Origin of the sequence: Mycolicibacterium litorale (assembly GCF_010731695.1) — a bacterium.
Classification (GTDB): domain Bacteria; phylum Actinomycetota; class Actinomycetes; order Mycobacteriales; family Mycobacteriaceae; genus Mycobacterium; species Mycobacterium litorale.
The window spans coordinates 3297808-3321370 of sequence record NZ_AP022586.1; the positions used below are offsets into that span (position 1 = coordinate 3297808).

The 23563-nt window shown below is 68.5% G+C and carries 26 protein-coding genes; 7 read left to right on the plus strand and 19 right to left on the minus strand.

Translation table 11 applies throughout. The annotated features are described in order from the left end of the window. Position 1: 1 nt before the first annotated feature. Positions 2 to 856: a mycofactocin-coupled SDR family oxidoreductase gene (locus G6N30_RS15720; protein ID WP_134054318.1), complete on the minus strand. Its 855-nt coding sequence runs from the start codon at positions 854 to 856 to the stop codon at positions 2 to 4. A gap of 123 nt (positions 857 to 979) precedes the next feature. Here G6N30_RS15720 and G6N30_RS15725 point away from each other — a divergent pair, with 123 nt between their 5' ends. Continuing rightward, positions 980 to 1813, plus strand: coding sequence for a universal stress protein (locus G6N30_RS15725; protein ID WP_134054320.1), 834 nt, complete (start codon positions 980 to 982; stop codon positions 1811 to 1813). Here the strand turns inward: G6N30_RS15725 and G6N30_RS15730 are convergent, their stop codons facing one another. The 9 genes from G6N30_RS15730 to G6N30_RS15770 form a co-directional block, all read right to left on the minus strand. After that, positions 1814 to 2638 (minus strand): SHOCT domain-containing protein, encoded by an 825-nt coding sequence (locus G6N30_RS15730; RefSeq protein ID WP_134054322.1) that lies wholly within the window; start codon positions 2636 to 2638, stop codon positions 1814 to 1816. Between the two features lie 80 nt (positions 2639 to 2718). Beyond that, positions 2719 to 3573 (minus strand): cutinase family protein, encoded by an 855-nt coding sequence (locus tag G6N30_RS15735; protein WP_134055328.1) that lies wholly within the window; start codon positions 3571 to 3573, stop codon positions 2719 to 2721. Between the two features lie 79 nt (positions 3574 to 3652). Next, positions 3653 to 4843, minus strand: coding sequence for an elongation factor Tu (tuf, locus tag G6N30_RS15740; protein ID WP_134054324.1), 1191 nt, complete (start codon positions 4841 to 4843; stop codon positions 3653 to 3655). Positions 4844 to 4924: 81 nt separating this feature from the next. After that, a complete protein-coding gene (gene fusA, locus G6N30_RS15745; RefSeq protein WP_134054326.1) occupies positions 4925 to 7030 on the minus strand; it encodes an elongation factor G in 2106 nt (701 codons plus the stop codon). Between the two features lie 86 nt (positions 7031 to 7116). Beyond that, on the minus strand, positions 7117 to 7587 hold the full coding sequence (gene rpsG, locus G6N30_RS15750) for a 30S ribosomal protein S7 (RefSeq protein ID WP_014209180.1): 471 nt from the start codon (positions 7585 to 7587) through the stop codon (positions 7117 to 7119). Further along, positions 7587 to 7961, minus strand: coding sequence for a 30S ribosomal protein S12 (gene rpsL, locus G6N30_RS15755; RefSeq protein ID WP_011558401.1), 375 nt, complete (start codon positions 7959 to 7961; stop codon positions 7587 to 7589). The genes rpsG and rpsL overlap by 1 nt, the downstream gene beginning before the upstream one ends. Positions 7962 to 8301: 340 nt before the next feature. Next, entirely contained in the window at positions 8302 to 8940 is a 639-nt protein-coding gene (locus tag G6N30_RS15760) for a TetR/AcrR family transcriptional regulator (protein ID WP_134054328.1), read from the minus strand. A gap of 67 nt (positions 8941 to 9007) precedes the next feature. Next, positions 9008 to 9526 (minus strand): DUF3558 domain-containing protein, encoded by a 519-nt coding sequence (locus G6N30_RS15765; protein ID WP_134054330.1) that lies wholly within the window; start codon positions 9524 to 9526, stop codon positions 9008 to 9010. A 7-nt stretch (positions 9527 to 9533) separates the two neighbouring features. Further along, a complete protein-coding gene (locus G6N30_RS15770) occupies positions 9534 to 10079 on the minus strand; it encodes a DUF3558 domain-containing protein (RefSeq protein ID WP_166674589.1) in 546 nt (181 codons plus the stop codon). 180 nt (positions 10080 to 10259) lie between these two features. Here G6N30_RS15770 and G6N30_RS15775 point away from each other — a divergent pair, with 180 nt between their 5' ends. After that, positions 10260 to 10604 carry a DUF3060 domain-containing protein gene (locus G6N30_RS15775; protein ID WP_179965640.1) on the plus strand — a complete coding sequence of 115 codons (345 nt, stop codon included), beginning with the start codon at positions 10260 to 10262 and terminating at the stop codon, positions 10602 to 10604. A 28-nt stretch (positions 10605 to 10632) separates the two neighbouring features. After that, complete coding sequence (locus G6N30_RS15780; RefSeq protein ID WP_134054334.1) at positions 10633 to 11046, plus strand: DUF3060 domain-containing protein; 414 nt, start codon at positions 10633 to 10635, stop codon at positions 11044 to 11046. 1 nt (position 11047) lies between these two features. On the opposite strand, the gene G6N30_RS15785 is transcribed toward G6N30_RS15780, so the two are convergent. From G6N30_RS15785 to G6N30_RS15800, 4 genes are all read right to left on the minus strand, one after another. Beyond that, positions 11048 to 11812 (minus strand): crotonase/enoyl-CoA hydratase family protein, encoded by a 765-nt coding sequence (locus G6N30_RS15785; protein WP_134054336.1) that lies wholly within the window; start codon positions 11810 to 11812, stop codon positions 11048 to 11050. After that, complete coding sequence (locus tag G6N30_RS15790) at positions 11809 to 12540, minus strand: PaaX family transcriptional regulator C-terminal domain-containing protein (RefSeq protein ID WP_134054338.1); 732 nt, start codon at positions 12538 to 12540, stop codon at positions 11809 to 11811. The genes G6N30_RS15785 and G6N30_RS15790 overlap by 4 nt, the downstream gene beginning before the upstream one ends. Before the next feature lie 2 nt (positions 12541 to 12542). Next, positions 12543 to 13481, minus strand: a complete 939-nt coding sequence (locus G6N30_RS15795) for a crotonase/enoyl-CoA hydratase family protein (RefSeq protein ID WP_134054340.1) — start codon at positions 13479 to 13481, stop codon at positions 12543 to 12545. An 84-nt stretch (positions 13482 to 13565) separates the two neighbouring features. Further along, positions 13566 to 15194 (minus strand): acyl-CoA dehydrogenase family protein, encoded by a 1629-nt coding sequence (locus tag G6N30_RS15800; RefSeq protein ID WP_134054342.1) that lies wholly within the window; start codon positions 15192 to 15194, stop codon positions 13566 to 13568. 158 nt (positions 15195 to 15352) lie between these two features. On the opposite strand from G6N30_RS15800, the gene G6N30_RS15805 reads away from it, so the two are divergent. Further along, on the plus strand, positions 15353 to 15691 hold the full coding sequence (locus G6N30_RS15805) for a cupin domain-containing protein (RefSeq protein WP_134054344.1): 339 nt from the start codon (positions 15353 to 15355) through the stop codon (positions 15689 to 15691). Between the two features lie 72 nt (positions 15692 to 15763). Then, positions 15764 to 16678: a formyltetrahydrofolate deformylase gene (gene purU / locus G6N30_RS15810; protein WP_134054346.1), complete on the plus strand. Its 915-nt coding sequence runs from the start codon at positions 15764 to 15766 to the stop codon at positions 16676 to 16678. On the opposite strand, the gene G6N30_RS15815 is transcribed toward purU, so the two are convergent. Both G6N30_RS15815 and G6N30_RS15820 read right to left on the minus strand, forming a co-directional pair. Continuing rightward, positions 16610 to 17722: a phosphatase PAP2 family protein gene (locus tag G6N30_RS15815; RefSeq protein WP_134054348.1), complete on the minus strand. Its 1113-nt coding sequence runs from the start codon at positions 17720 to 17722 to the stop codon at positions 16610 to 16612. The two genes, purU and G6N30_RS15815, sit on opposite strands and share 69 nt — an antisense overlap. 119 nt (positions 17723 to 17841) lie before the next feature. Continuing rightward, positions 17842 to 18603, minus strand: coding sequence for a deoxyribonuclease IV (locus tag G6N30_RS15820; protein WP_134054350.1), 762 nt, complete (start codon positions 18601 to 18603; stop codon positions 17842 to 17844). A gap of 110 nt (positions 18604 to 18713) precedes the next feature. On the opposite strand from G6N30_RS15820, the gene G6N30_RS15825 reads away from it, so the two are divergent. Then, complete coding sequence (locus G6N30_RS15825) at positions 18714 to 19337, plus strand: TetR/AcrR family transcriptional regulator (RefSeq protein ID WP_134054352.1); 624 nt, start codon at positions 18714 to 18716, stop codon at positions 19335 to 19337. Positions 19338 to 19357: 20 nt separating this feature from the next. Here the strand turns inward: G6N30_RS15825 and G6N30_RS15830 are convergent, their stop codons facing one another. The 3 genes from G6N30_RS15830 to G6N30_RS15840 are packed head-to-tail and all read right to left on the minus strand — an operon-like array spanning position 19358 to position 22353. Beyond that, the gene (locus tag G6N30_RS15830) at positions 19358 to 20143 is read right to left on the minus strand and encodes an enoyl-CoA hydratase-related protein (protein WP_134054354.1); all 786 of its coding nucleotides are present in this window, start codon (positions 20141 to 20143) and stop codon (positions 19358 to 19360) included. A gap of 39 nt (positions 20144 to 20182) precedes the next feature. Then, on the minus strand, positions 20183 to 21217 hold the full coding sequence (locus G6N30_RS15835; RefSeq protein ID WP_166674590.1) for an acyl-CoA dehydrogenase family protein: 1035 nt from the start codon (positions 21215 to 21217) through the stop codon (positions 20183 to 20185). Positions 21218 to 21219: 2 nt separating this feature from the next. Beyond that, positions 21220 to 22353, minus strand: a complete 1134-nt coding sequence (locus G6N30_RS15840) for an acyl-CoA dehydrogenase family protein (protein WP_234880148.1) — start codon at positions 22351 to 22353, stop codon at positions 21220 to 21222. 219 nt (positions 22354 to 22572) lie between these two features. Between G6N30_RS15840 and G6N30_RS15845 the strand changes: the two genes are divergently transcribed. Continuing rightward, positions 22573 to 23454 (plus strand): crotonase/enoyl-CoA hydratase family protein, encoded by an 882-nt coding sequence (locus G6N30_RS15845; protein WP_134054357.1) that lies wholly within the window; start codon positions 22573 to 22575, stop codon positions 23452 to 23454. The last annotated feature ends 109 nt before the right edge of the window (positions 23455 to 23563 follow it).

Below are 23563 nucleotides of genomic sequence, written 5' to 3' on the forward strand. Positions count from 1 at the left end.
CTCAGTACTTCATCACGCCGCGGTCGACGGCGATCTGGCTGCCGGACAGCGTCGCCGAACCGTCGCCGGCCAGCCACGCCACCACGTCGGCCACTTCTTCGGGCGTCATGAACTCCTGCAGGCCCTTCTTGCCGTCTTTGTCCACACGATGCAGGGGCATGGGCGCGAAGCTGTGCAGGAAGCTCGGGTGCTTGGCGAAGATCTCCATCATCGCGTCGCGTTCGATCATGGGGGTGTCGATGGAGTAGGGGTGGATGGAGTTCACCCTGATTCCGTACTCCCCCGCCTCCAGCGCCAGCCCGTTGGTCAACGCGGTCAGACCGTGTTTGGACGCGGCGTAGTGCCCGTTGCCCGGGGTGGCCTTGAGCCCGGCCGACGAGCTGACGATGATGATCGACCCGCCATTACCCGCCTCGATCATCGCGGGCACCACCGCGCGGATCGTCTTCCACGTGCCGTTGAGGTTGACGTCGATGACCGCGCTCCACTGCTCCTCCGACATCTCCCACAGCCGGCCCCAGCTCAGCACACCGGCGTTGGCCACCAGGATGTCGAGCCGGCCGAACTGTTCGACACCGTCGGCGACCAACTGCTGCAGCGCGCCGAGGTCGCGGACGTCGACCTCGCGGGCGAGCACCTTGCGGCCGGTGGCTTCGACGGCACGGACCGTCTCGGCGAGGTCCTCCGCGGTGGCCGGCGGGTAGGTGATGGTGTCGTGCACCGGCGCGCAGATGTCGATCGCGATGATGTCGGCGCCCTCGTTCGCGAGGCGGACGGCGTGTGCGCGACCCTGGCCGCGGGCGGCCCCGGTGATCAATGCGACCCGGCCGGCCAGCGGGCCCTCAACTGCGGTCACCGACGCTCCTTTCGATCAGACTGCCGACAGGCTAACAGCAGAACTGAAACGTGTTCTAGCAACGCTGCGTGACCGCCCGGCTTCGGGCGCATACCATCGGTCGAAATCAAGGGAGGTTCAGCCATGCCCATTGGCGTGCTCATCGGATTCGACGGCTCACCGGCCGCGACCGCCGCAATCGAGGTGGCCGGGCGGCTGCTCCCGCAAGCCCACGCCTGGGTGGCGCACCTGTGGACACCTCCCTTCGCCAGCGAGCCGTTGCGCAGGCGCCTGCGCGCGAGTGTGGGCAGCGCAAGCGAACTGGTCGAGCGGACCGAACTCGAAGGTGAACGGGAGGCCCAGCGCCTCGCGAGCACCGGGACCACCCTGGCCCGGGCCGCCGGCCTCGACGCCGAGCCGCTCGTGAAGCAGACCTTCGGCGGCGAGGGTCTGGTGCTGGCCCAACTCGCCGAGCAGGTGGCCGCCGATCTGGTGTTGGTCGGCTCCCGCGGGCTCGGCGGCGCGCAGGCCATCATGGGCAGCGTCTCGGACACCGCCGTGCACTACGCGTCCCGCCCGACGCTGGTGGCTCCCGCGCCGATGCTGGCCGACGAGTACGACGCGCTGGCCGAGGGTCCCGTCGTCGTCGGCTGGGACGGTTCGGGCGGGGCGAGGACCGCGCTGGCCGCCGCGCAACACCTCTTCCCCGCTCGTCAGATCGTCGCGGCGTCGATCGGGCAGGGTGTCGCCGAGACCCCGCCGGACGGCGTGACCATCGAACACCTCGACGCCCCTTCGGGTGCCAAGGAGGGCGCGGTCGCCGATGCGCTGACCGCGTTCGCCGCGCACCGCAGAGCCGCGGTCGTCGCGGTGGGTTCCCGCGGACAGTCCGCGGTGCGCCAGGTGCTGCTTGGCAGCGTCGCGCGCGCGACGCTGCGTTCGGCGCACCGTCCCGTACTCGTGGTGCCCGGCCCCTAGCTACAGCGCTTCGATGATCTGCTGACGCTTGGCGGTGTATTCGGCGTCGGTGATCGCACCGGTCGCGCGCAGCGTCTCGAGTTCCTGCAGGCGCTGCGCGGTCGAGGGACCCGTCGGCGCGCTCATCGGTGCGCTCGGCGCCATCGCGGCCGGCGCGGGCATCTGCCTGGCGGCCTGGCGCACGACCGCCTGAACATGTTGTCGGGCAGTCGGATTCGCGCGCAGGTCGATCATGTTGTCCATGCCGATGCCGTGCGTCTTGAGGATCTGCAGGATCTCGAGCAGCGGGCCGGCCTGGCCGGTGAGGTCGTAGGTCTGGTTGTCCTCGGACACCGTGAACGTCGCAGGCATCAGTCCGCCGACCAGTGCGCTTCTGTCCCAGTCGATCTGGTACTCGTTCGTGGCGGGGTCCACGATGACGACGAGCTTGCGGTTGGTGATCAGGGGCAGCCGGGAGACCGTCGCCACCACGCGATCCTGCGCGGTGAACGGTGTCAGGCCGGGTCCGCTGATCTGCAGGTCCAGTTTGACCAGCGGCTGTTCGTTGATCCGGGTGTTGGTGTCGTGGACGGCGGTGATCTGGGCCAGCCCCAGCACGCCGCGCGCCTCGAGTTCCGCGGTCTTCGCCGCGGAGTGGGCGCCGAACGCGGTGATGCCCAACGCGATCAGCACATCGGCCGCGGTGATCAGCAGCCCGGTCCAGAACATCCACTCCATCATCGGATCGGGTCCGGCCAGGAAGTAGATGGCGAGGAAGATCGGGCCGACGATGCCGCACAGCAGGACGAACAGCTGAATGCGGATGTAGCGCCAGAAAGTCGACATGGCCAGGCTCCTGTGGTTCGCGCGGGCGAACACAGACTAGCCGCAACCTGGGACGCGAGGCCCGGGAAAAGTGGGAAACCTCAGCCGGCGGCGACGGCGATCGTGTCGGCGGTGGGCGCCGGGCCGAGCAACTGGTACAGCGGCGCGGTCCAGGTGTATCCGCCGCCGGCGGCCCGGGCGTAGCTGGTGTGCACGGCCACCCCGGTCGCCGTCACTTCCTCGGCGTCGGGGTCGTAGTCGCAGACCGCGTCGCCGAGATCGCACACGCTGATCGTGCGGGCCCCCACGTGCGGGGGCAGCGGGGCCGGCGCGTGCGCGAGGATCGGCCAGTCCTGGGCGACGCCCTTGCCTGCGCCGGGCACCGTGGTGACCGAGCCGAGGTTGAGCGTCGGGTCGGTGGGCAGCCGGTCGCCGTCGGCGATCAGCAGCGCGCCGGCCAGGTTCGGGCTGGCGCCGAGGGCGTGCAGATTGCGGTGGACGACCATCGCGCCCTGCGAGTAGCCGGCGAGCACCACCTTGGTGGTCGGGCACTGCTGCACGAATGTCGCGTACTGGGTGGCCAGGGCCGAGGTGCCGGCGTCGACGCTGCTGATGAAACCGGCCCAGTCCATGATCCCGCCGTCCTCGGGGACCTCGGTCGCGGGGTACACCACCGCCTCGGACGTCATGGTGCGACCGTCGCGGGCGAGCAGCTGCTCGAGGTCGGCGCGCGAGCGGGCGACCACGCGGCCCATCCCGTCGTTCATCGAGACCTCGGCGCCCCGCTCACCGGAGCCGGCGGCCCCGATCCAGTGAACGTCGGGGCACTGCGGCTGGGCCTGCGCGGTGCCGGCCAACCCGACAAGAGCGACCCCACCGACGGCGACTGCACCGGCCAATGCGCGAAGACGACGAAACACGAACCCCAACCCTTCCTCGACCACTGCGGTGAACATCGGCCCGGCGGGCGCGGGTGTTACAGGCAAGCAAAACGGCGCCCACCCCGAGGGGTGGGCGCCGCTTCGGCGTATCGACTTACTTGTGGATCTTCGTCACGCGGCCGGCGCCGACGGTACGGCCACCCTCACGGATGGCGAACCGCAGGCCCTCGTCCATGGCGACGGGCTGGATCAGCTTGACGGAGATGTCGGTGTTGTCACCGGGCATCACCATCTCGGTGCCCTCGGGGAGGGTCACGACGCCGGTCACGTCCGTGGTGCGGAAGTAGAACTGCGGACGGTAGTTGTTGAAGAACGGCGTGTGGCGGCCACCCTCGTCCTTGGACAGGATGTAGACCTGGCCGTCGAACTCGGTGTGCGGGGTGGTGGTGCCGGGCTTCACGACGACCTGGCCGCGCTCGACGTCCTCACGCTTGATACCGCGCAGCAGCAGACCGACGTTGTCGCCGGCCTGGCCCTGGTCGAGCAGCTTGCGGAACATCTCGACACCGGTGACCGTGGTCTTGGTGGTGCCGGGGCGGATGCCGACGATCTCGACTTCCTCGTTCACGTTGACCACGCCGCGCTCCACACGACCGGTGACCACGGTGCCGCGGCCGGTGATCGTGAAGACGTCCTCGACGGGCATCAGGAACGGACGGTCGGTGTCGCGGACCGGGTCCGGGATCGACTCGTCGACCGCGTCCATGAGCTCCTCGACGGACTTGACCCACTTCTCGTCACCCTCGAGCGCCTTGAGCGCCGAGACGCGCACGACCGGGGCGTCCTCGTCGAAGTCCTGGGCGGCCAGCAGTTCGCGGACCTCCATCTCGACGAGCTCGATGAGCTCCTCGTCGTCGACCGCGTCCGACTTGTTCAGCGCGACCAGGATGTAGGGCACGCCGACCTGGCGGGCCAGCAGCACGTGCTCGCGGGTCTGCGGCATCGGGCCGTCGGTCGCGGCGACCACCAGGATCGCGCCGTCCATCTGGGCGGCACCGGTGATCATGTTCTTGATGTAGTCGGCGTGACCGGGGGCGTCGACGTGCGCGTAGTGACGCTTCTCGGTCTGGTACTCCACGTGGGAGATGTTGATCGTGATGCCGCGCTGACGCTCCTCAGGCGCATTGTCGATCTGGTCGAATGCGCGCGACTCGTTCAACTCGGGGTATTTGTCGTGCAGAACCTTGGTGATAGCCGCGGTCAGCGTGGTCTTGCCGTGGTCAACGTGACCGATGGTCCCGATGTTGACGTGCGGCTTCGTCCGCTCGAACTTCGCCTTCGCCACTTGTGTGTCCTCCTGGACTTGTTGGTGCTTGTTACAGCAGGGGTGAGTTTCTTCAGTTGTGTGGCCCGAGGGCCACCGGCCTTACTGGCCGGTCGCCTTCGCGATGATCTCCTTCGACACGTTCGCCGGAACCTCGGCGTACGAGTCGAACACCATGGAGTAGTTCGCCCGGCCCTGGGTCTTCGACCGAAGGTCGCCGACGTAGCCGAACATCTCCGACAGCGGCACTTGCGCCTTGACGACGCGCGCACCGGCCCGCTCCTCCATGGCCTGGATCTGACCACGGCGGGAGTTCAAGTCGCCGATGACGTCACCCATGTAGTCCTCGGGTGTGGTCACCTCGACAGCCATGATGGGTTCGAGGATCACCGGCTGAGCCGCCTGGGCGGCCTTCTTCAGTGCCTGCGAACCGGCGACCTTGAACGCCATTTCCGAGGAGTCGACCTCGTGGTAGGCGCCGTCGAGCAGGGTCACCTTGATGTTCACCAGCGGGTAGCCGGCGAGCACGCCGTACTGCATGGCGTCCTGCGCACCGGCATCCACCGACGGAATGTACTCGCGCGGGATGCGGCCACCGGTGACCTTGTTCTCGAACTCGTAGGTCGCACCGTCCTCGCCGTGGAACGGCTCGAGGTTGATGATGACCTTCGCGAACTGGCCGGAGCCACCCGTCTGCTTCTTGTGGGTGAACTCGACCTTTTCCACCGGACGGCGGATGGTCTCGCGGTAGGCGACCTGCGGCTTGCCGACGTTGGCCTCGACCTTGAACTCGCGGCGCATGCGGTCGACCAGGATGTCGAGGTGGAGCTCGCCCATACCGCCGATGACGGTCTGGCCGGTCTCGTCGTCCTGGTGGACCTTGAACGTCGGATCCTCTTCGGCCAGCTTCTGGATCGCTGTGCCGAGCTTCTCCTGGTCGCTCTTGGTCTTGGGCTCGATGGCCACCTCGATCACCGGATCGGGGAAGGTCATCGACTCGAGCACGATCTGCTGGTTCGGATCGCTCAGGGTGTCACCGGTGGTGGTGTCCTTCAGCCCGATCACGGCGTAGATGTGGCCGGCCGAGGCCCGCTCCACCGGGTTCTCCTTGTTGGAGTGCATCTGGAACAGCTTGCCCAGCCGTTCCTTCTTGCCCTTGGTGGCGTTGATGACCTGGCTGCCGGATTCCACGGTGCCCGAGTAGACGCGCACGTAGGTCAGCTTGCCGAAGAACGGGTGCGTGGCGACCTTGAAGGCCAGCGCCGAGAACGGCTCGTCGACCGACGGGTTGCGCGTGATCAGCTCGTCTTCCTTGCCGGGCACGTGGCCTTCGGCGGGCGGGACGTCCAGCGGCGACGGCAGGTAGTCGATGACGGCGTCCAGCATGGGCTGCACGCCCTTGTTCTTGAACGCGCTGCCGCACAGCACCAGGTAGGCCTCGGAGCTGATGGTCAGCTTGCGCAGCGCACCCTTGATCTCGTCGATCGAGAGCTCTTCGCCGCCGAGGTACTTCTCGAGCAGCGCCTCGTCGGTCTCGGCGGCCGCCTCGATCAGCTTGAGGCGGTACTCCTCGGCACGCTCGGCCAGATCGGCCGGGATGTCGATGACGTCGTACTTCTCACCGAGCTTGGCCTCGGCGCTCCATACCTTGGCCTTCATCTCGACCAGGTCGACAACGCCGGCGAAGTCGCCCTCGGCGCCGATCGGCAGCTGGATCGGGATGACGTTGGCGCCGAGGCGCTCCTCCATGGTGCGCACGGAGAAGTAGAAGTCCGCGCCGAGCTTGTCCATCTTGTTGACGAAGCAGATGCGCGGGACGTTGTACTTGTCCGCCTGCCGCCAGACCTGCTCGGACTGCGGCTCGACACCTTCTTTGCCGTCGAAGACGGCGACGGCACCGTCGAGCACGCGCAGGCTGCGCTCCACCTCGACGGTGAAGTCGACGTGCCCGGGGGTGTCGATCAGGTTGATCTGGTTGTCGTTCCAGAAGCACGTCGTCGCGGCGGAGGTGATGGTGATCCCCCGCTCCTGCTCCTGCTCCATCCAGTCCATGGTGGCCGCGCCATCGTGAACCTCACCGATCTTGTAGCTGATACCGGTGTAGTAGAGGATGCGCTCGGTCGTCGTCGTCTTACCGGCGTCGATGTGCGCCATGATTCCGATGTTGCGGACCTTGTTCAGGTCGGTCAACACGTCCTTCTGTGCCACAGAAGTCTTCCCACTCTCGCTTGCTCGATTGCTGTTGTCAGCCGTTGCCGCACACGCCGGCGGCTACCCTGCAGCCGGCGCGGTGATCACCAGCGGTAGTGCGCGAAGGCGCGGTTGGCCTCGGCCATCTTGTGGGTGTCCTCACGCCGTTTGACGGCGGCACCCAGGCCATTGCTGGCGTCGAGGATCTCGTTGGCCAGACGCTCGATCATGGTCTTCTCCCGACGCGCCTTCGAGAAGCTCACCAGCCACCGCAGGGCCAGCGTCACGGAACGATCGGGACGAACCTCGACCGGCACCTGATAGGTGGCGCCACCGACGCGGCGGCTGCGCACCTCGAGGGCGGGCTTGACGTTGTCGAGAGCGCGCTTCAGGGTGACCACCGGATCGGTGCCCGTCTTGTCACGGGCCTGTTCGAGCGCACCATAAACAATGCGTTCGGCCAGCGATTTCTTCCCGTCCAGCAGCACTTTGTTGACCAGCTGGGTGACCAGCTGCGACCCGTAGACCGGATCGTTGACCAGCGGACGCTTGGGTGCGGGGCCCTTGCGCGGCATCAGCTCTTCTCCTTCTTGGCGCCGTAGCGGCTGCGCGCTTGCTTGCGGTTCTTCACACCCTGGGTGTCGAGCGAACCGCGGATGATCTTGTAACGCACACCGGGGAGGTCCTTCACACGACCACCACGCACCAGCACCATGGAGTGCTCCTGCAGGTTGTGGCCCTCACCGGGGATGTAGGCGGTGACCTCGACCTGGCTGGTCAGCTTCACGCGCGCGACCTTGCGAAGCGCCGAGTTCGGCTTCTTCGGGGTGGTCGTGTACACGCGGGTGCACACGCCGCGACGCTGCGGGCTGCCCTTGAGGGCCGCGGTCTTCACCTTGGCGATCTTGTCGCGGCGACCCTTGCGGACCAGCTGGTTGATGGTTGGCATGTACCGGCTTTCTGTGTTGCTTCTGTTTCGTTGTTCTGCGTCGTTGTTCTGCGTCGTTGTTCTGCGTCGTTGTTCTGCGTCGTTGTGTACTGCGTCAAGTCTCTGTACTGCTGTTTCACCCCGGTCGCTTACCCCGCGTCCGGGCGTGTCGCACGCGCACACCTCGAAGCCGTTCCGCTGCGTGGTAGACATGCGAATTGGCCCGGCATGTGGGCATGCTGTCTGGTTTGCACCCCGTCGCATGCGCCTCGACGGCCAGGCACGATCCCCCACAATACCAGGGTGGCCCCGTCGCTCCAAAAGTCGTTGCGCCCGCGACGCGCAGCGCGCTGACCGGCGCTTAGTGCAGGTCAGCGCCCACGCCGCCGGAGCGGCGTTCCATCCCCGAGGCCAGGCGCAGCACCATGTCGGTGAACACCGCGTCGGTGTCGAGGCCGTTCATCACCCCGGTCATCTCCAGCAGCACGAAGCCGTGCATGGCCGACCAGAACTCGAGTGCGGCGTAGAAGGCGTCCTCTCCTTCGAGGCCGTACGAGGCCAGCACCTCGATCACCGGGGTGGCCGCCGCGCGGGTGGCGTCGGTGAACTCGGGGTCGTCGCCGCCCAGCGGCATCCGGGTGAACGCGGAGTAGCGGCCCGGATGGTGGTGGGCGTAGCTGCGGTAGGCACTGGCCATCGCCATCACGGCGTCGTCGCGGGTGCGACCCTGCCCGACGGTGTTGAGCATCGCGATGATGTCGCCGACCACCCGCATCCGCACGGTGCGCCGCAGGTCGTCGAGGCTGTGCACGTGGTTGTACAGCGACGGCCCCTTGGTGCCGAGCTGAGTGGCCAGCGCGTTGATGGTGAGCGCGTCCCAGCCCTCGCGGTCGAGGAAGGTCAGCGCGGCGTTGACGATCGACTCGCGGCTCAGCCGGGTCGTCTTGGCGGCAGGGCGCGTCCGGCCGCCCAGTGGCCGCGGACCCGGTGGAGCCGGCATGTCCTGTTCACCCTTCGTCGTCGCCCGGCCCGAAACCGGCCGGCACAGACCCTCACCCTACGGCGGGTCAGTTCACGCGCTGTTGGCTGAGTTGCGCGAGACGTTCGGTGATCGAGCACAGATCGGGCAGCATGGCCGAGTTCATGGTCTGGATCGACCAGGTGATCACGTCGCCGCCCTTGGCCACGTAGATGCTGCAGGCGCTGGTGTCGGCGGCCTTGAAACCCTTGTTGCCGTCGAGCGACAGTTCAGTGATCTTGCGACCGGCCTGCTGTTCGAGTTCGCGTTCCACGTCCATGTCGCTGCCGCGGTACCACCACGTGGAGATGCCCATCCCGGCACCGAAGGTGCCCAGCATGGTGTCCTCCTGCCAGAAGCAGCCCGCGTCACTGTCGACGACCTTCTTGAACACCGACGTGCCCGCGGCCTTGACGATGTCGGCGTCGGTGACGCCGTTGCAGTCGTCGCCGCGGAAGGCTCCGGTGGGCGGGCCGGCCTGCGGTGCGGTCGGCTGCGGGTCGGGTCCGCCGCAACCGGCCAGCAGCAGGGCGGTCAGCGCCGCGGCACTGGCGAGGATTCGTTTCATGGCGTCATCACAGGTCCGACGAGAGGGTGGCCGACAAGAGCTTCTCCGCATCCACGCAGGGGTCACCGGACTGCTGGCCGCGGTACTGGACCCACCAGCTGAGCACTCCGGAACCGGCGGCCGCGGTGGCCGAGCACGCCGCGCCGGTGGTCGACCGGCGCGCCAGGAACGCCGGGTGCCGCTCGACGACGGTGTCGCTCACCTCGGCCCCGCGCGAGGCCGCCACGGCACGTTCCCGGTCGAGGGTGCCGGTGTCGAACCAGGAGAAGGTCACGTCGACCATCACCGGACCGCGGGCGAGGACGTACTGACACACCGCACCGCTGTAGGGCCGCACGACCTCGTCGGCGCCCAGTGTCTCGGAGACCGTCGAATCCTCGAGCAGACCGCAGCGGTTGTCGACGTAGCCGTAGTCCCGCTCGGGATCGGGGACGGCGGCCGACTGTGCGGGAAGGGCGGTGCCGGACACGGACTGCGCACATCCCCCGACGGTCACCATCACGGTGACCGCCGCGGTGGCCATCCCGGCAAGAACGCTGACACGCCGACGCATCGCTGAGAGGGTACCCAGCCACGGCGAGTTCAGCGACCGGTGCAGACATCGGCTCCGGATGCCCGAACCCGCGGAAGGCCGCCGCGGCCGCGGCCGGGCCACGTAGGCTTGCTTCCCATCAGGTCGGCGCGACGAAGGGACACGACGGTGCGATCGATCGCCACAACCCGTTGCGCGGCGATGGGCGCCGCCGCACTGTTCGTCGCGGCGGCCGTGTCCGCGCCGAGCGCGCACGCCGTGAACGGCGACACCCACATCACCGGCACCGGCGTGCAGCAGACCATCGACTGCCGCAACGCCACGCTGCACGTCAACGGCAACAACAACCAGGTGTTCGCGCTGGGCAGCTGCTGGGCGGTGACGATGCAGGGGTCCGGAAACATCGTGGTCGCCGACAACGTGGTCAACGACATCACCGTCTACGGCTGGGACCAGACCGTCATGTACAAGAACGGCAATCCCTTCGTGTGGGACCGCGGCCGCGAACTGGGCATGACGAACCGGATCAACCGGGTGCCCGCCTGACCGTCCGATGATCGGAAAGCGAGAAGCGATGCCCGCTTATCCCCTCGTTCGCACCGCGTTCGTGACGCTGTCGGTGGCCGCCGCGTTCGGCCTGGCCGGGTGCGGCTCGGAGAGCTCGGACACCAACACACCGACCGCGACGGCGGGCTCGTCGGGCGCGCAGGTGGAGATCGGCAACACGATCAACTACGGCTCGGTCGGCACCACCGCCGACGTCGACTGCGCGGACGGCAAGGCACTCAACGTCGGCGGGTCCAACAACAAGCTGACGGTGACCGGGACGTGCGCCAACGTCAACATCGGCGGCACCGACAACACGATCACGTTCGAGCGGGTCGACAAGGAGATCACGGTCGTCGGGCTGAACAACACGATCACCTACTCCGACGGCGATCCCAAGATCGACGACCTCGGCAGCAACAACAAGATCACCAAGGGCTGACTCAGGCCTTCGAGCCGTGCCGGCCCGCCCCGGCGGCGAAGCGGCCCGCGCCCTCGAGCGCCTCGTCTTTGACCCGGGAGATGCTGGCGAACTCGCGATCGATCGCGTCGGCCTCCGGTAGGCCCCACTGGCCCAGCGCCGAGAGCCGGTCGGAGCGCATGCACTGCTGCGGGAATCGGGCGATCTCGGCCGCCAACTCCTCGGCCTGCTGACGCGCCTGGCCTCGGGGCACCACGCGGTTGGCCAGGCCGATGGCGTGCGCCTCGGCGGCGTCGACGGCGCGGCCGGTCAGGATCAGGTCCATCGCCCGGCTCTGCCCGATCAGTCGCGGCAGCCGCACGGTGCCGCCGTCGATCAGCGGCACGCCCCAGCGGCGGCAGAACACGCCGAGCACCGCGTCCTCTTCGACGACCCGCAGATCGCACCACAGGGCAAGTTCGAGTCCGCCGGCGACCGCGTATCCGCTGATCGCCGCGATCACGGGTTTGGAGAGCACCATCCGCGTGGGGCCCATCGGCCCGGGGCCGGTGCGGTGCACGGCATTGGCGTCGGGGGTGCCGAACGCCTTGAGGTCGGCGCCGGCGCAGAAGGTGCCGTGGTCGCCCCACAGCACCGCGACCGATGCGGTGTCGTCGCGGTCGAAGTCGTCGAACGCCTGGTACAGCGCATCGGCGGTGGGGCGGTTGACCGCGTTGCGCGCGTCGGGCCGGTCGATGATGACGGTGGTCACCGCGCCGTTGCGTTCGACGCGAACCGGTTCTGTCATGTCGCCTCCATGAGTTGGGTATCGCGTAGTTGATCGTCGCGCCGCTCGACGAGTTCGGCGGCGAATGCGGTGTAGGCCGTGCGCAATTCGTCGCCGGGCCAGTCGTCGGGCAGCAGTTCGGCGGGAAGCACGGGATCGGTGAGCAGGTGGCGCACGATCGCGGCGGCGGTGAGGAAGCGGGCCGGGATGTCGCGCGCCCCGGCGATGTCGTCGAGCAATCGGTGGCCGCGGTCGGCCCAGCCGGGCAGATCCCAGAGCCGGCCGGCCAGACCCGCCGCGTCGTCGTCGCGGGCGTGCAGTACCCGTACGCGTTCGGTGACCTCCTCGGGCAGGGCGGCGTCGAGGTTGTCCGGGCGCAGCCAGACACCTTCGCGGAGTTCACCGAAGCGGTTGTCTTGCAACGTATTCCGAAGCGCGGCCCGAGTGCGCGCGTCGGTGCCGACGCTGGTGATGACCAGCGTGGTCCAGGTGCCGTCCCACCGGCGCGTCCGCGGGTTGATGGCGTCGTCCTGGCGGCGCTGACGGGCCAGCAGCCGGTCGGAGAGCCGGTAGCCGTCCGCGGAGCGCACCAGGTCGCCGGCGCCGACCATCCGCGTCAGCGCCACCCGCACAGTGGATTCGCGGATGTCGAAATCGGCGGTGAGCCGGATAAGTTGGCTTGCGGTGGCCCAGGCGGGGTGTGCGCCGAGCAGGACCGACAGCACCACCGAGCGCGCCGTCAATCGCACGGTTACACCCCGGAGGCGCGGCGGCCGTGGTCGCCGAACGGTTCGTCGCGCTGCCGCACCGCTTCGCGGAACCCGTGCTCCCGCGACTGCGCGACGAACGCGTGACCCTCAGGGGTGTGGCGGGCGATGCCGTCGAACACGGTGCTGACCATCCTGCTGGTGGCCACGCCCTGTTGCAGCAGCGCCGAATTCATCGCGAGCTTGACCATGATCAGCTGGTTGACCGGTACCGCGGCGATGCGCTCGACGAGTCGTTCGGTGCGTTCGTCGAGATCTTCGGGTTCGGGCGCCTCGACGGCCAGCCCCCATTCGGCGGCCTGCTTGCCGGTGAGGCAATCCCCGGTCAGCAGAAGGCGTTTGGCGCGTTGGTCACCGAGTCGGTGCGCCCACATCCCGGCGGCGGGCACCCCCCACACGCGGGTGGGCGGGTAGCCGATCTTGGCGTCCGCGGCGGCGATCACCTGGTCGGCGTGCAGCGCGATGTCGGTGCCGCCGGCCACGCAGTAGCCATGGATCTTCACCACCGTCGGCTTGTCGCAGTGCAGCAGGCTGGAGAAGCCGCGGACGAAGCGGCTCATCATCTGGTAGTCGATCATCGGATCCCACGGCTGATCCGGCAGGTGGTTGACGGCCTGCGTGCGTCCCGACAGCACCGTGTCGCGATAGGGGCTGCCGCCGCCGGCCGACGACGATCCCTCGGCGTAGGCGCTCAGGTCGAAACCGGCGCAGAACCCCTCGCCGCGGCCGGACACCAGGATCACGTGGACGTTCGGGTCGAGGTCAGCGCGTTCGACGAGCGCCGACAACTCCAGCGGGGTGTCGGCGACGATCGCGTTGCCCTTCTCCGGCCGGTTGAAGGTGATGCGGGCAACCCGGCCGGTGACCTCGTAGGTCATCGTCTTGAGATTGTCGAAGTCGACAGGTCTGATCGCGTGCGTCACGCCATCACCCTCTCCCGCGAGCGTGCGTGTCCACACACGACACGCCCCCGCCACAGCTGCATTGCGCACGCTCGCGCAGACCGATCACGCCGTCACCAGCGCGCGGTCGAGGATCGAGTCGAGGTCCAAGCCGACGGGCAGCGTCCCGAACGCGCCGCCCCACCGGCGGTCCAACCGGGTGGCCAGGAAAGCCTCGGCCACCGCCGGATGTCCATGGCGGACCAGCAGCGCACCCTGCAGCGCCAGGCAGATGTCCTCGGCGACCTTGCGGGCCCGGTACTGGATGGTCTCGACGTCGCCGAGCGCCTGCTTGAGCTCGTCGACGTGCACGCCGAGCCGGGGGTCGTCGCCGGAGACCTGCGCGAGCTCGTCGAACAGCACCTCGACACTGTCGGGCCGAGTCACCATGGCGCGCAACGTGTCCAGCGCACTGACGTTGCCGGAGCCCTCCCAGATGCCCATGAGCGGCGCCTCGCGGTAGAGCCGCGGCATCCCCGAATCCTCGACGTAGCCGTTACCGCCGAGGCACTCCATCGCCTCGGCGGCGTGCGGGGTGGCGCGTTTGCACACCCAGTACTTCGCGGAGGCCAGCCCGATGCGCCGCAGCAGCGCTTCGCGGTCGTCGCCGCGCACGGCGCGGTCGGTGGCGCCGGCCATCCGGAACGCGACCATGGTGGCGGCCTCGGCCTCGACGGCGAGGTCGGCCAGCACGTTGCGCATCAACGGCTGGTCGATCAGGTACGCGCCGAACGCCTTGCGGTGCTGCGCGTGGTGGATCGCGCGGGTCAGCCCGCTGCGCATGCTCGTCGCGCTGCCCAGCGTGCAGTCGAGGCGGGTGAGGTTGACCATCTCGATGATCGTCGGCACGCCGCGGCCCTCCTCGCCGACCAGCCACGCGGTGGCGCCGTCGTATTCGACCTCGCTGGAGGCGTTGGCGTGGTTGCCGAGCTTGTCCTTGAGGCGCTGCAACAGCATCCGGTTGCGGGTGCCGTCGGGCAGGACGCGCGGCAGGAAGAAGCACGACAGGCCGCCGGGCGCCTGCGCGAGCACCAGGAAGATGTCGCACATCGGCGCCGAGGTGAACCATTTGTGCCCGGTCAGCGAGTAGGTGCCGTCCCCGTTCGGCACCGCCTGAGTGGTGCCGGCGCGCACGTCGGAGCCGCCCTGCTTCTCGGTCATCGACATCCCCGCGGTGATGCCGGCCTTGGTGGCGGGCACCTTGAGTTCCGGGTCGTACACACGGCTGGTCAGCAGGGGTTCGTAAACGGTGGCGAGTTCGGGGTTGACGCGCAGCGCCGGGACGACGGCGTAGGTCATCGAGATCGGACAGATGTGACCCGGCTCCGGGGTCCACACCGATGTCTTGGCCGCGCGGACGACGTGGGCGCCGGGGCGGTCGTCGGCCCACGGCGCGGCGTGCAGGCCGTGGCCGATCGCGGTGCGCATCAGTTCGTGGTAGGCGGGGTCGAACTCGATCTCGTCGACGCGGTGGCCGAACCGGTCGTGGGTGTGGAGGACGGGCCGGTTGCGGTCGGCGAGTTCGCCCCAGCGCTGGGCCTGCGCGCTTCCGGCCAACGCACCCAGCTCGACGACCTCGTCGACGCCCCACTGCCCCCCTTCGCGGATCAGCGCCTCCATGAGAACGGTCGAGGTGGCCGGGTTGTGGTCCTCGAGCAGAGGGACCTGGTTGGTGACGACGTGCGTGTCGGGCATATCCGCAGTGTTACACCTTCGGCGACAACCGCACAAGACCTGTAATGCCGCCCGCGCATCCCGTTTCCGCGAGCGTGCACGTTTGCACCCCGACACGCCGCGAGAAACCGACCGTCTGCGCACGCTCGCGCAGCACCGACCGTGCCCATACTGTCCCGATGCGCCCCAACTCCGTCGTCCACGCCGCCGCCCTCGACCTCGACCACAAGCCGGTTCCGGCCAGGCAGATCGTCGACGGCGCCCCCACCACGGCGCTGGAAGTGCTCACCGAACTCAACGGCATCGAGGTCGGCGTATGGGAGATGAGCACCGGCGGCATGCGCGATCTCGAGGCCGACGAGGTCTTCGTCGTGCTCAGCGGTTCCGCGCGGGTCGAGTTCGCCGACGGCAGTCGCGCACTGGAGTTGGGCCCCGGTGACGTGGCTCGCATCGAGGCGGGCGCCAAGACCGTCTGGACCGTCACCGAGACCCTGCGCAAGGTCTACGTCACGGGCTGACCGGTACGGCCCTGCGCTGCCAAATACGTAATACCCTGCTCAGCCGACGCCTTTCGGCGGGATCGTGTCTCCATGGACCATCGCCACTCCCCTGCGTCCGACGAGTTTCCTGCGGGCCGCGGCACCCTTCCGCTGAAGGACGTCGGCCGGTTGCTGCTGCGCTGCGCCGACCGGCCCGGGCTGGTGGCCGCGGTCAGCCAGTTCCTCGCGAGCCGGGGCGCCAACATCGTGTCGCTGGATCAGCACTCGACACAGCAGTCCGGCGGAACCTTCATGCAACGCACCATCTTTCACCTCCCCGGCCTGACCGCCGCGCGGGACGCGCTCGAACGGGATTTCGCCGCGCAGGTGGCCGCGGAGTTCGGCATGGACTTCCGACTCACCGAAGCCGCCAAGCCGAAGCGGGTCGCGATCATGGCGTCTCGGGAGGACCACTGCGTGCTCGACCTGCTGTGGCGCAACCGCCGCGGCGAACTCGACATGTCGGTGGCCATGGTGATCGCGAACCACGCCGACCTGGCCGACGACGTCCGCGCCTTCGGGGTGCCGTTCATCCACATCCCGGCCCAGCGGGACACCCGTGACGAGGCCGAGCAGCGCCAACTCGAGCTCCTACGCGGCAACGTCGATCTGGTGGTACTGGCGCGCTACATGCAGATCCTCACGCCCGGGTTCCTCGCCGAGGTGGGGTGCCCGATGATCAACATCCACCATTCGTTCCTGCCCGCGTTCGTCGGGGCGGCACCGTATCGCCGCGCCAAGGAACGCGGCGTCAAACTCGTCGGCGCCACCGCGCACTACGTCACGCAGGATCTCGACGAGGGTCCGATCATCGAGCAGGACGTGGTGCGCGTCGACCACCGCCACAGCGTCACCGATCTGACGCGCCTGGGCGCCGACGTCGAGCGGGCGGTGCTCTCACGTGCGGTGCTGTGGCACTGCGAGGACCGCGTCATCCGCTTCGGTAACCAGACCATCGTGTTCTGACCGGGACCGTCGCCACGCGTCGTAGCGGTTCAACGAGAGGACCGCGGCCGCCGCGAACGCCCAGCCCAGCAAGATGTCGATGACGTAGTGCTCGGCGGTGTAAACCAGCGTGAACGCCATCACCAGCACGTAGGTCACCAGCACGGGCCGCCACCCGCGGTGCACGCGGTGCCACAGGAACGCCGCGATCGCCGCTGTCATCCCGGCGTGCAGAGACGGGATGGCCGCCACCAGGTTGACGCTGGCCTGTCCCTGATCGAGCAGTGCGGTGGCGGAGTGCAGGTTCAACTTGCCCCATCCGCGGCCGACGATCCGCTCCACCCACTGGTTGGCGCCGTCCTGGCTTAACTGCATCGCGCCGAGTACGCCGCCGTCGGGCACGCCGCGCGCGGACCGGAACATGCATTGCGGACCCGACGGGCCGGATGCGACGTCGGCGGCGGTGCAGCGGGCTGCAGCCCACGGCGGCGCGGCGGGGAACAGGGCGTAGACGATCAGCGCCGCGACGTTGAGGCCGACGAACAACCGCACGAACGCCTTCCACTCCTCGCGGTTGCGCAGCCACAGCACGCCGGCGATGACGTACGGGAGGATGAAGAACGACATGTAGACGGTGCTGATGCCGATCTCCCACCACGGCGGCGTCGGCTGTTTGAGCCGCTCCTGCAGCCATACGGTCGGCATGCTCCCGAACGCCAGCCAGCGGTCGGCATCGGCCTGCCAGTGCCACAGCGTGGGCCGGCCGATGAGCGTGGCCGCGCCCCGGCTCAGGTCGTAGGCCAGCAGCACCAGCGCGAACGGCAGCCAGTCGCGGATCACGAACAGCATCCGGCGGCCCCGCCCGATGCTGGCGGCGAGTAGTCCGGTGGCGATGTAGAGCAGCAGCAGTTCGCGGTTGAACGCGAACCCGTCGGTCACCGTCCGGTACACCACCACGACGGCCCAGACGGCGATCGCCGCCCACCGCACGACGGTGAGCCCGCGCCTGCGCGGCGCGACGTGTGGTGGCGTCAGCGCAATCGACGACTGGTCAATTGCGGACACATCGGCCTTTCGGAGTCGGATCGGGCGCGACTCAGCCTAGTTAACCTCGCCGCCACCCGTCGTTCGACGTCCGTTTGCTATCGAAGTGTGACCTCCAGGAGAGATGCGCCGACGGCCGGCTAATCGCTGCTGCCGACGTGCTCCCGCAGAAAGGCGATGTCGTCCTTGCGGCCGTCGTCCGAGGTCTCGCAGATCACGGGCGCATCGGCCGCCTCCACGACCGCGACCAGCAGCTGGGGGTCGATCTGGCCGTTGCCGAAGTTGGCGTGCCGGTCGGCCCCCGAGCCGGCGGCATCGCGAGAGTCGTTGCAGTGCACCAGATCGATTCGACCGGTGATCCGCTTGATCCGGGAGACGGCGTCGATCAGCGCCTCGCCGGCCGCCCAGGCGTGGCAGGTGTCGAGGCAGAAGCCGATGCCGTAGTCACCGATGTGGTCCCACAGCCGGCCGATGGTGTCGAAGTACCGGGCCATGGCGTGGTCGCCGCCCGCGGTGTTCTCCAGGTACACCGGGACCGTGGTCTCGAGCCGGTCGAGCGCCTTGGCCCACCGCTCGAAGCCGGCCTCCATGTCCTTGTCGTCGGCATGTCCACCGTGCACGATGACGGCGGTGGCGCCCACCTCGGCCGCCGCGTCACAGGTGTCCTGGAGGATCTTGCGCGACGGGATGCGCACGCGGTTGTTCGCCGACGCGACGTTGATCAGGTACGGGGCGTGGACGTAGAGCGGAATGCTCGACGCCTTGAGCGCCCCGGCGTCCTCACGCGGTTTCGGTTTCTTCCAGCTCTGCGGATCGCCGAGGAAGAACTGCACCACGTCGGCGCCGTCGTCGTGGGCGGCGGCCAGGGGATCGTCGTTGCGGACGTGCGAACCGATGAGCACGCCGCCAGTCTAGAGAGCCGCACCGACACATCCGGCCGGGCGCTGAGTCCTGTCCATTCCGACTGATAGGAATGTAACGTCCCGGTGCACCCGTGGGTGGAAGAGGAGCGATGGCGAAGGCACGCGGCAAGCGCGCGGGCACCACCCCGCGCGTGCGCGACCCCGATGCGACTAGGGCAGCGCTGCTCGACAGTGCGGTCAAACTGTTCGCGAAGCAGGGTTACGACGCGACGTCGGTGCAGCAGGTCGTCGACGACGCCCAGCGCACCAAGGGGGCGTTCTACCACTACTTCGACAGCAAAGAGGACCTCCTCCAGCAGTTGCACAACCACTCCGTCAACCACCAGCTCGAGCTGGTGCGCGAAGTGCTCGCGCGTGACGACCCGGCGGACGTCTTGCTCGAGGAACTCGTGACCACGGTGCTGATGGAGCCGATGGGGCTGTACAAATCCGAGATCTCGGTGTTCAACCACGAGCTCCGCCGCCTGACCGACAAGGGATTCGAGGACGTCCTGGCCAAACGCGACGAATTCGAAGCATGCGTCGTCGAGATCATCGAGCGCGGCGTCGCGTCCGGCGTCTTCAAAGATCTCGGCCCGCCGCGGCTGCTGGCGTTCGGCATCATCGGGATGTGCTCGTGGAGCCATACCTGGCTCGAACCCGACGGCGATCTGACCCCCCGCGCCATCGGCGAGATGTTCGCCGCGCTTCTGGTGTCCGGCCTGAAGGCCTGACGGGAAGTCGCGGCCGGGCATTACCGTCCGGTGGTGGGCACGCCCGGCTTCTGCTCCCATGCTTCGGCGCCCTTGCGGCCCAGCGACCACATCTGGACCCCGCGCTCGACCTCGACGGCGGCGGCCCACGACATACCGGAATCCAGCTCGATCGTCGCGGATTGTTTGATCCGGCGCGCCAATTCGGGATCGGCCGCGGGCAGGCGGCACAGGCCGAGCGCCGTGTCGAGCAACTCCTCCTCGGGCACGGCCGCCCACGCGAACCCGCGCGCGACCGCGTCCTCCCCCGACATGGCCGCACCGCAGACCGCCATCGCCACGGACTGTTGGTAGCCCATCGAACGACCGAGCATCCGCAGGTGACCGCCACCCGGATGGATCTTGCGGGCCAGGAATCCGCTGTCCAGCACGGCATTCGGGGTGACGAGCATGATGTCCGTCGCCATCGCGAGGTTGAGCCCCGCACCGACCGCACCGCCCTTGACGAGCGCGATGGTCGGCACCGGCAGCATGCCGACGCGCACGAAGGAGCCGTAGACGGCGGACGTCCGCGCCACCGCTTCCGGTGAGGCGGGCGCGTCGGAAGTGGCCGCGAGGTCGCGGGTGTCGGCACCGCTGCAGAAATAGTTGCCCGCCGAGTCGACGATCACCGCACCGATCGAGGTGTCCGACTCGACCATGTGGCAGAACTCCCCGATCTGCTCGGTCATCGGGATCGTGATCGCGTTCTTACGGGTCGGGTTGACCAACGTCAGTCGTGCGATTCCGTTGTCGACGCTGACGTCGACGCGCGGCTCGTCGCCCATCGGGTGAACTCCTTGTTGTCTGTGCCGGCGAAGCGCCGACTACTGCCCTGTCACCAATCGCCAAAGGTCCTGTCCCTGAGCGAGTTCGCCGAGACGCTGATGCCAGTACCGCTCGTTTCCATACTCTTCGCGCCAAGCCCACAGCCGCGTCGTCAACGCTCCGAGCACGTGTTCCCGGGTGAACCCGATGGCGCCGTGGGCCTGATGCGCCGCGGCGGTGACGGGTCGGGACATGAGCGCGGTTTCGGCCTTGGCCGCGGCCACCAGCATCTCGGCCGAGTCGGATTCGTCGAGCATCGCCAGCGTGGCCGCCGTGGCCGCCGTCTGCATCGCCGTGGCGTCGGCTGCCATCTTCGCGACGGCATGCTGCACCACCTGGAACTTCATCAGCGGTCGCCCGAACTGGACGCGCTCGGAGACGTAGCTCGCGGTCTGATCGACGATGGCCGCCGCGACGCCCGCCGACGCGACGGCGCGGGCGAGCGCCCCGCGCAGCTGCCACGCCTCCATATCGGCGTGCGTCACCTCAGCGGACGCGACCGGTGAGACCTGCCGCAGGGTCACGGTGTCGCGCGGTTCACCTGCGAGGTTCTCACCATGAACGATGCTGATGCCGTTGTCGCGCAACGAGATCACCCGCAACGCCGGCTGCTCTCCGGCCTCCAGGAGGACCAGCGAGTCGCAGTCACGCGCGAACGGCACCCGATCAAGCCGGCCACTGACCTGTTCGTCGTCGATCGTCACCGTGCCGTGCGCCGCGGTGAACGGACCACTCGGCAGATCGAGCGCGGCCCGCCCCAGCGCGGGGGCGGCGACGATCGCCGCCTCGGCGAACGGGATGCGTGCGGTGGTCAGTTCGGCGAGCACGGTCGCGGCGTCCAGCAGGTCGCCGCCGGTCCCACCGACGGCTTCCGGAGCGCAGAGCCCGACGAACCCGAGCTTGTCCAGCTCATCCCAGAGACCGCGGTCCAACGCCGGATTCGGTTGCGAATCCACCGCCAGATGTGTCGACGACACTGCCCGGGTGGTCTCACGGAGGTCGTCGAGGTGTTCGTGGGTGTGGGTCGTGTCCATGGTCACCCCAGTCCCTTCGCGACGATGGATCGGAGCACTTCGTTGGTGCCGCCACGCAGCGTGAAGGCGGGGGTGTGCCGGACGCCGTCTGCAAGAAGAGTGTCGAATGTCGTTGACCCACAGCCGGGTTCGGTCATCGCCATGCGGCGGACGGTCTCGACGACGTCGCCCTCGAAGGTGGTGCCGAGATCTTTGACCAGGGCCGCTTCGACGGCGGGTTGCCTCCCCGCGGCCAGCTGACGGGCCACCCCGAGCGACATCTGCCGCAGCACGAGGAGCCGCGAGACCAACCGCCCCAGTTCCAATGTCGCGGGAGCATCGTCGGCCTCGACCTCGCTCCCCCATGCCGCCAGCAGTGGGAACGGGCTCAGCAGACGCTCCGGGCCGGAACGCTCGTTGGCGAGCTCACCGGTCACCTGCCGCCATCCCGCGCCGCGGGTGCCGAGCAGCGCATCGGGTTCCAGGACCGCGTCGTCGAAGACCACCTCGTTGAAGTGGTGTTCGCCGTCGATGGTGATGATCGGATTGATCGTGATGCCGGGGTTCGGCAGGTCCACCACGAACTGGGACAGGCCTTCGTGCCGTTCGCCCTCGTCGGTGCGGGCGAGCACGATCATGTTGGTGGCGACGTGCGCCGACGTGGTCCAGAGCTTCGTACCGCTGATGCGCCAGCGGTCACCGTCGGGTGTCGCGCGGGTGCGTACGGAGGCCAGATCGGAGCCGGAGTCGGGTTCGCTCATCCCGATGGCGAAGAAGCGTTCGGCGCACGCGATGCCCGGCAGGTACTTCTGCTTCTGCTCCTCGGTGCCATGGCTGAGGATGGAGGGCGCCATCTGCCGGTCGGCGATCCAGTGCGCGGCGACCGGTGCGCCGTGGGCGAGCAGTTCCTCGGTGACCACGAACCGTTCCAGCGCGGTGCGGCCGTGGCCGCCGTACTCGGTGGGGATGGTCATGCCGATCCAGCCACGCTCGGCAAGCCGGCGGCTGAAGTCGATGTCGATATTCGATTGCCAGGCATCGGCTTTCGGCACGAAGTCGCCGTTGTCGATGGACTCGCGCAGGAACTGGCGGACCTCGGCGCGCAGCTCGCGCAACTCGGGCGTTTCGACGGCTGCGGGCACCAAGGTCGTTCGCACGTATTTCCTCTCTGCCGCCGGGCACGGTCGCTGCGTCGAGCCGGAGCTGGAAACGCCCCGACGAATTACATACCGGCCGGTATGCGCACAAGGTAACACAGCGGACCACCCCGCCGACGAACGCTTCACCACCAGGCGGGACACCCTCGGCGCCCGTCCCTCTCCGCGGGCTCCGGCGATAACCTGGAGCGCCAGCTGACGAACACCATGGAGGCCCGAGTGGACCTGACCACCCTGCAACACGATGTCGATGACGGTGTGCTCGTCGTGACGCTGAACCGACCCGACCAACTGAACGCCTTCACCGTCACCATGGCCGAGGAGCTGGAGTGGACCTTCCAGCACGTCAACGACCGCGATGACATCCGGGCGGTGATCGTGACCGGCGCGGGGCGCGCGTTCTGCGCGGGTATGGATCTCGCGGAGTCCGGTAACCCATTCGGGCTCGACGAGACCCAACGGCCGACACTCGCCGACATGGACGACCTGTCCGATCCGACGCTGAGCCGGGTCCGCGACACCGGCGGGCGGGTCACGCTGGCCATCCACGCATGCCGCAAACCGGTGATCGCCGCCATCAACGGCGCCGCCGTCGGTATCGGCGCGACGATGACGCTGGCGATGGACGCCCGCCTCATCGCCGACCGCGGGCGCATCGGTTTCGTGTTCGGCAAGCTCGGCATCACCCCGGAAGCCGCCTCGACGTGGTTCCTGCCGCGGATCGTCGGCATGGACGTCGCGCTGGATCTGGTGTTCTCCGCCGACATCCTCGACGCCGAGACGGCGCACCGCATGGGACTGGTCCGCTCGGTGCACGGCGGCGACGAATTGCTCGCCGCCGCACGGGCTCTCGCGGACCGGTGGACCAAGGGCCGCTCGCCGGTCGCGGTCGCGCTGGCGCGCCAGCTGATGTACCGCAACGCGACGCTGGACCACCCGGTCGACGCCCACCGGGTGGACTCGCTGGCGATGTTCTACACCAGCATCGGCGACGGCGCCGAGGGCGTCGCGGCCTTTCGGGAGAAGCGGGATGCCGACTTCACCGCCCGCGCCTCGACCGATATGCCCCCGTTCTACGACGACTGGCTCAACGGCGCGTAACCGGCCGCCGAGTGTGCGAATCGATACGTCGGCCACGGCGATTGGCGGATGAAATCGCACGCTCGCGCGGAACGCAAGACACGAAAAAGCCCCCGGGCGGGACCCGGGG

What these genes read in the sequence shown, in the direction of transcription:
- G6N30_RS15725 (WP_134054320.1), top strand. Translation starts at nt 980, where the DNA reads ATGCCCATTGGCGTGCTCATCGGATTCGACGGCTCACCGGCCGCGACC.
- G6N30_RS15730 (WP_134054322.1), bottom strand. Translation starts at nt 2,638, where the DNA reads ATGTCGACTTTCTGGCGCTACATCCGCATTCAGCTGTTCGTCCTGCTG.
- G6N30_RS15735 (WP_134055328.1), bottom strand. Translation starts at nt 3,573, where the DNA reads ATGTTCACCGCAGTGGTCGAGGAAGGGTTGGGGTTCGTGTTTCGTCGT.
- rpsG (WP_014209180.1), bottom strand. Translation starts at nt 7,587, where the DNA reads ATGCCGCGCAAGGGCCCCGCACCCAAGCGTCCGCTGGTCAACGATCCG.
- rpsL (WP_011558401.1), bottom strand. Translation starts at nt 7,961, where the DNA reads ATGCCAACCATCAACCAGCTGGTCCGCAAGGGTCGCCGCGACAAGATC.
- G6N30_RS15760 (WP_134054328.1), bottom strand. Translation starts at nt 8,940, where the DNA reads ATGCCGGCTCCACCGGGTCCGCGGCCACTGGGCGGCCGGACGCGCCCT.
- G6N30_RS15765 (WP_134054330.1), bottom strand. Translation starts at nt 9,526, where the DNA reads ATGAAACGAATCCTCGCCAGTGCCGCGGCGCTGACCGCCCTGCTGCTG.
- G6N30_RS15770 (WP_166674589.1), bottom strand. Translation starts at nt 10,079, where the DNA reads ATGCGTCGGCGTGTCAGCGTTCTTGCCGGGATGGCCACCGCGGCGGTC.
- G6N30_RS15775 (WP_179965640.1), top strand. Translation starts at nt 10,260, where the DNA reads ATGGGCGCCGCCGCACTGTTCGTCGCGGCGGCCGTGTCCGCGCCGAGC.
- G6N30_RS15780 (WP_134054334.1), top strand. Translation starts at nt 10,633, where the DNA reads ATGCCCGCTTATCCCCTCGTTCGCACCGCGTTCGTGACGCTGTCGGTG.
- G6N30_RS15785 (WP_134054336.1), bottom strand. Translation starts at nt 11,812, where the DNA reads ATGACAGAACCGGTTCGCGTCGAACGCAACGGCGCGGTGACCACCGTC.
- G6N30_RS15800 (WP_134054342.1), bottom strand. Translation starts at nt 15,194, where the DNA reads ATGCCCGACACGCACGTCGTCACCAACCAGGTCCCTCTGCTCGAGGAC.
- G6N30_RS15805 (WP_134054344.1), top strand. Translation starts at nt 15,353, where the DNA reads ATGCGCCCCAACTCCGTCGTCCACGCCGCCGCCCTCGACCTCGACCAC.
- purU (WP_134054346.1), top strand. Translation starts at nt 15,764, where the DNA reads ATGGACCATCGCCACTCCCCTGCGTCCGACGAGTTTCCTGCGGGCCGC.
- G6N30_RS15825 (WP_134054352.1), top strand. Translation starts at nt 18,714, where the DNA reads ATGGCGAAGGCACGCGGCAAGCGCGCGGGCACCACCCCGCGCGTGCGC.
- G6N30_RS15830 (WP_134054354.1), bottom strand. Translation starts at nt 20,143, where the DNA reads ATGGGCGACGAGCCGCGCGTCGACGTCAGCGTCGACAACGGAATCGCA.
- G6N30_RS15835 (WP_166674590.1), bottom strand. Translation starts at nt 21,217, where the DNA reads ATGGACACGACCCACACCCACGAACACCTCGACGACCTCCGTGAGACC.